This is a genomic window from Mesorhizobium sp. M2A.F.Ca.ET.037.01.1.1 (assembly GCF_003998075.1).
Lineage (GTDB): Bacteria > Pseudomonadota > Alphaproteobacteria > Rhizobiales > Rhizobiaceae > Mesorhizobium.
Window position 1 is genome coordinate 1 of sequence record NZ_RZSA01000340.1, and the last position, 6136, is coordinate 6136.

Consider the following 6136-nt stretch of genomic DNA (forward strand, 5'->3'; position numbering starts at 1 on the left):
CATTGGTATTTCAACGCCGGCGACGATGACGCCGGGCAGGCTCAACCGGCGGCGCCGGCGAAGGATGAGCCGAAGGAGGCCGTCGCGGCCGAAGGCCTGCGGCCGGGTGTTGGCGAGACGGCCGCGCGCGAAACCGTCATGCCATCTCGGCCAGCCCTGCCCCGCGGCATCGACCGTTCGGCGCCACCCTTGCGCTTCGTCTGGCGCACCGACGCCGACGGCAAATTCAGCGCGTTGTCGCCCGAATTCGCAGACATCGTCGGCCAGCCCGCCGCCGATGTGATCGGCCGCCGCTTCAAGGACGTCGCCACCATCTTCGGTCTCGACACCTCGGGCGAGATCGCCGGTCTGCTCGAGCGGCGCGACACTTGGTCAGGCCGATCGGTGCTGTGGCCGGTGGCCGGAACCGATCTGAAGATACCGGTCGATCTGGCGGCGCTGCCCGTCTATGGCCGCAGCCGCGCCTTCGAGGGTTTTCGCGGCTTTGGCGTCGCACGCGCGGCCGACGCCGTGGTCGATCCCGAAGCGCTCGGCATGGCGCTGGTGCCTAATGCCGCGCCTGCCGGGAGCGAGCCGTCGGTCGAGCAGCCAGCCGCGGAGCAGGCGCAGCCGGAACAGCCAAAGCCCGCAGATCCGTTCCAGGGCGAAGTGCCGGCGCTGAGCATCGTGCCGAAGCCGGAGCGGCGCTTCGCCGACAAGGTGATAAGGCTGGCCGAGCACCGCCAGCCGGTCAACGACAAGCAGCCGGGGAGCGACACGCCCGCAAGTCAGAAGAGCCTGTCGATCCTTGAGCGCAGCGCCTTCCGCGAGATTGGCGAGCGGCTGCGCAAGGACAATTCCCTGCCCGCCGAGCCGGGCGCCGCCGAAGCCGGCAAGCAGACCGATGCGGTTGTTGCCGGCAAGGACGAGGCAACAGCGAAAGAGCCCGCCGTCGCAACGAAGGCCGAGGCCAACCAGCCAACGACGCTTGAAGAGGCGGCGCACGAGAACCCCGCGCTGGAGGCGACGCCGGCACCGGAAGCCTCGGAAACCTCCGACGCGAAGGCTGATGCGGAGACTGCTGAAGCACAGACCGAGGCGGAAGACCAGGAAGACCTGGCGAGGCTCGACGGTATCGATGACGCCGCCGCGACGAGCGACGCCGGCAAGACGGTGACGCCGGCCGCTTCCGGCTCGCTGCTCAGCTACGCAGGTGGTGAGAAGTCCAGGGAAGAAGCCGGCGTCGAACCTGCTTCCGAGGACAGCCGGGCAGCGGCCACCCGGCAGGCGGCCGAGCGTGCCGATTCTGAGGCGCGGCAGCCGGTCGAACGGCCAGTGACCGAGCTGGTCGCCGAAAAGCCGGCGCGCGATGCGACGGCGGATGATGACAGCATGACCGCCGACGATTTCCGCGATGCGCAAGACAGCGAGGATTGGGCCGGCTCCGACGCCGACGCGGCGACGGCCGCGGAAGAACCCGTAACGCCGGCGCGGCCACGCCTGGACGTGCCGCCACTCAAGCTCGCAGGCTTTGTGCCCTCCGCTTTTTCGACCGGAGAGGAAGCCAAGGCGCCCGATACGTCCATCCTCGCCAGGCTGCCGGTGCCGCTGCTGATCCATTCGGGTGACGAGCTCCATTACGCCAATGACGCCTTCCTCGAACTCACCGGCTACGATGCGCTGGACGACCTCGCGGATGCGGGGGGCCTGGGCGCGTTGTTTGCCGATCCCTATGCCGAGGATGCCGGCGCGGACGAAAGCGACCACTCGCTTAAGCTCAAGAGCCGCCAGGGCCTGGAATTTCCAATCGAAGCCCTGCTTCGCTCGGTGCCATGGCGGGGCGGCAAGGCGCTCATGCTGGTGGTGCGGCGTTCCGGCGAGGACGATGCCGCGCATTTCACCGCCGCCAATGACGAGCCGGCGCTGCAGCCGGATGTTCCGGAATTGAAATCGCGCATCGCCGAGATGCGCACCATCATCGACACCGCCACGGATGGCGTCGTACTGATCGGCCGCGACGGCAACATCCGCTCGATCAGCCGGCCGGCGGAAGCCCTTTTCGGCTTCGACAGCGACGAGGTCGCCGGCAAGCCCTTTGCCTCGCTGTTCGCTATCGAAAGCCAGCGCGCGGCGCGCGACTATCTCGCGGGCCTTTCGGAGCCGGGCGTGGCGAGCGTCTTGAATGACGGCCGCGAGGTCATCGGCCGCGAGGCGCAGGGACGTTTCATCCCGCTGTTCATGACCATCGGCAGGCTGCCGAACGACAGCGGCTTCTGCGCCGTGGTGCGCGACATCACGCAATGGAAGCGGGCCGAGGAAGACCTGACCCAGGCACGCGCGGTTGCCGAGCGCGCGTCCTCGCAGAAGACGGATTTCCTGGCCCGCATCAGCCATGAGATCCGCACGCCGCTCAACGCCATCATCGGCTTTTCCGAGCTGATGGTGGACGAGAAATTCGGCCCGATCGCCAATGACCGCTATCGCGACTATCTGCGCGACATCAACCGGTCAGGCAATCACGTGCTCGACCTCGTCAACGACCTGCTCGACATCTCGAAGATCGAGGCCGGGCAGCAGGAGATGGACTACGAGGCGGTGTCGCTCAACGACACGCTGGCCGAGACGGTGGCGATGATGCAGCCGCAAGCCAATCGAGAGCGCGTCATCATCCGCTCCAGCTTCGCCTCGCGGCTGCCGGAAGTGGTGGCGGATTTGCGAAGCGTGCGCCAGATCGCCCTCAACATCCTGTCCAACGCCATCCGCTACACCCAGGCCGGCGGCCAGGTGATCGTCTCGACCGCGTACGAAGCCTCAGGCGATGTCGTCATGCGCGTGCGCGATACCGGCATCGGCATGACCCCGGCCGAGATCGAGCAGGCGCTGAAGCCGTTCAAGCAGATCAATGCGCTGAAGCGCGGACGCGGCGACGGCACTGGCCTCGGCCTGCCCCTCACCAAGGCCATGGTGGAGGCGAACCGAGCCCGCTTCGCCATCACCTCGACGCCGGGCGAAGGAACGCTGGTCGAGGTCGTCTTCCCCTCGACCCGCGTGCTTGCCGAATAAGATCGTCCTCGGTTCCAGCCAAAGAAAAAGGCGTCCGGGAGGACGCCTTGAGAAATGGGATGCTGTCACAACGGGGGCTTGAGCTGAACCTCAGGGGACGAGGAACGGGATTTCTCCCTCAAGTTACACGCGACTATCGGGGTCGTCCCTTAACAAGTCCTTACCGGACCTCAGAAAAGTTTACGAATGTGTACCACCCGTGAAATCTAGGTAAATTCGCCGTACCGATTTCGTTAACCATGCCATCCGTCAACCCGCCAGCTGCGGCAGGTCGCGGAACAGCTCCAGCGCTTCCGGGTTTGCAAGCGCTTCCTTGTTCTTCACGGCACGGCCGTGAACCACGTCGCGCACCGCGAGTTCGGTGATCTTGCCGGACTTGGTGCGCGGGATGTCGGTGACGGCGACGATCCTGGCCGGCACGTGACGCGGGCTGGCGCCGGTGCGGATCCTGGCGCGGATGCGCTTTTCCAGATCCTCGTCCAGGGTCACGCCGGCGGCCAGCCGCGCGAACAGCACGACACGGACATCATTGTCGAAATCCTGGCCGATGCAGAGCGCCTCGAGGATTTCCGGCATCTGTTCGACCTGGTTGTAGATCTCGGCCGTGCCGATCCGGACCCCGCCCGGATTGAGCGTCGCATCCGAACGGCCATGGATGATCATGCCGCCATGCGCCGTCCATTCGGCGAAGTCGCCATGGCACCAGACATTGTCGAAACGCTCGAAATAGGCGGCGTGATACTTCTTGCCCTCGGGGTCGTTCCAGAAGCCGATCGGCATCGACGGGAAGGCCTTGGTGCAGACGAGCTCGCCCTTCTCCTGCCGGATCGGCTTGCCGTCGTCGTCCCAGACGTCGACCGCCAGGCCGAGACCAGGTCCCTGGATTTCCCCGATCCAGACAGGCTCGGTGGGAACGCCGAGCACGAAACAGGACACGATGTCGGTGCCTCCCGAGATCGAGGCCAGATGCACGTCCTTCTTGATGCCGTCATAGACGAAGCGGAAATCCTCCGGCGACAGCGGCGAGCCGGTGGAGGAGACGGTGCGCACGCTGGACAGATCGTGGGTCGCGATCGGCTTGAGCCCTGCCTTGCGAACGGAATCGATGAACTTCGCCGAGGTGCCGAAATAGGTCATCTGCTCGGCATCGGCGAAATCGAACAGCACATTGCCGTCGGGGTAGAAAGGCGAGCCGTCATAGAGCAAAAGCGTCGCGCCGGAAGCGAGGCCCGAGACCAGCCAGTTCCACATCATCCAGCCGCAGGTGGTGAAATAGAACAGACGGTCGCCGTCGAGCAGGCCGGCATGCAGGCGATGCTCCTTGACATGCTGGATCAGCGTGCCGCCGGCCGAATGCACGATGCATTTCGGGATGCCGGTCGTACCCGAGGAAAACAGGATATAGAGCGGATGCGCGAAAGGCAGCCGCTCGAAGCTGACGGTCTTTGCGGCGAATGGCGAGAGCGCTTCTTCGAGCGCGGTCGCCCCGTCGATGGTGGCGGCGACGTCGGCCGAGGTGCCGAGATAATCGACGATCAGCACCTTGCGCAGCGTGGTGAGCTTGGCCACCACGGCGCGCACCTTGTCGGCCACCTCGATCGCCTTGCCGTTGTACCAATAGCCGTCCGGCGCGATGAAGACGACCGGTTCGATCTGGCCGAAGCGGTCGAGCACGCCCTGCTCGCCGAAATCGGGAGAGCAGGACGACCATACCGCGCCGATCGAGCTCGCCGCCAGCATCGCGGCGATGGTGTCTGGCATGTTCGGCATCATGGCGGCGATGCGGTCGCCGGCCTTGACGCCGAGCGACAGGAAAAGCTGCTGCAGCCGCGAGGTCAGCGCGTGAAGCTCGTTCCAGGATAGCCGGCGCTCGACCTTGTCCTCGCCGCGAAAGACGATGGCAGGACCGCCGCCGGTCTTCTGCAAAAGGTTCTCGGCAAAGTTCAACTTGGCGTCAGGAAAGAAAGCCGCGCCGGGCATCCGCTCGCCGTCGATGAGGCCCCGCTCGCCTCTGTCGCCGACAAGCCCGCAGAAATCCCAGACCAGGCTCCAGAAAGCTTCTCGATGCTCGATCGACCAGCGGTGAAGTTCCGCGTAGCTGGAGAAAGCCTCCCCGACCTTCGCTGCCGCGGCCTTCATGAACGCGGTTAACGGCGCTGCGTCGATCCGCTCCTGCGTCGGGGTCCACAAAGGTGTGTCGGCGGCCATGATCGCTCCTCCCAAAGCGCGTCGCGAACGAGCCAGTTAAGCTCAACATCGCCTATGCCATCGTTCCAAAAACGGCGCGCAACCGTGGACCGGGGTCGTACGGTTCGCTTATGCATATTGCAGCGCAGCAGAGCAAGATTTTGTTCGCGCGACCCATGGCTGTCCCTGCGCAAATGCCATCGCAAGGCCATAAAGACTTGAAAAGCGTCGGCGCTCGGTTACACCGTCGGGCGATTTTGTCGGCAATAGAAGCATACGGGGCGAAATGCCATCATCTTTGATCCGGCGCGGGGTGTGGGCGATCGGCGTTGCCGTGCTCGTCATCGCGCTCGCGGTCGCGGCGCTGCCGCTGATTGCCTCGACCCGCATCGTGCGCGACCGCATCGCCTGGGAATTGAGCGCCTGGAGCGGCTTCAGGGTCACGATCGACGGCTCGCCGCGCATCGAGGTTTGGCCGAAGTTTCGGGCCATCCTCAGCGACGTGACCCTGTCGCAATGGACAGAGACCGACGCGCCGCCGGTGGTCGAGGCCGATCGCGTGGAGGTCGATCTCTCAGCCATGGCCGCCTTGCAGGGCGACGTCGCCTTCTCGACCGCAAGGCTGGTGCGCCCGACGATCAGGGTGCAGCGCATGGCGAACGGCTTCTATCTGCCACCGCTTCCGACCGGCGGGCGCATCACGCGCTCGATCGATACCGCGCGCGGTGTGGTCGCGGCCAACCCGCAGAAGCCAGACCTCGGCAGATTGCCTTCCGATCCGTTCGGCACCGTCGAGTTCCGCGATGGCCGCGTCGTGACGACGGCCGACGGCAAGGACACCGAAATCCTGAGCAGCCTGAGCGGCCAGGTGAACTGGGAGGCGATGAACAGCGATGCATCGCTGGCG

The 6136-nt window shown here is 65.5% G+C and carries 3 protein-coding genes; 2 read left to right on the plus strand and 1 reads right to left on the minus strand.

Features of this window, described 5'->3' with window-relative positions; all coding sequences use genetic code 11:
- Positions 1-3042, plus strand: a 3042-nt coding sequence (locus EOA27_RS17895; protein WP_127256803.1) for a PAS domain S-box protein, incomplete at its 5' end; no start/stop codon positions are given.
- Between the two features lie 249 nt (positions 3043-3291).
- Here the strand turns inward: EOA27_RS17895 and EOA27_RS17900 are convergent.
- Entirely contained in the window at positions 3292-5250 is a 1959-nt protein-coding gene (locus EOA27_RS17900) for an acetoacetate--CoA ligase (protein WP_127256805.1), read from the minus strand.
- Positions 5251-5515: 265 nt separating this feature from the next.
- Between EOA27_RS17900 and EOA27_RS17905 the strand changes: the two genes are divergently transcribed.
- Positions 5516-6136 (plus strand): AsmA family protein (locus EOA27_RS17905; protein ID WP_127256807.1); only part of this gene is annotated, 621 nt, incomplete at its 3' end.

Bases quoted from the DNA above. Each gene is read 5' to 3' on its own strand.
- EOA27_RS17900 (WP_127256805.1), bottom strand. From the start codon at position 5,250: ATGGCCGCCGACACACCTTTGTGGACCCCGACGCAGGAGCGGATCGAC.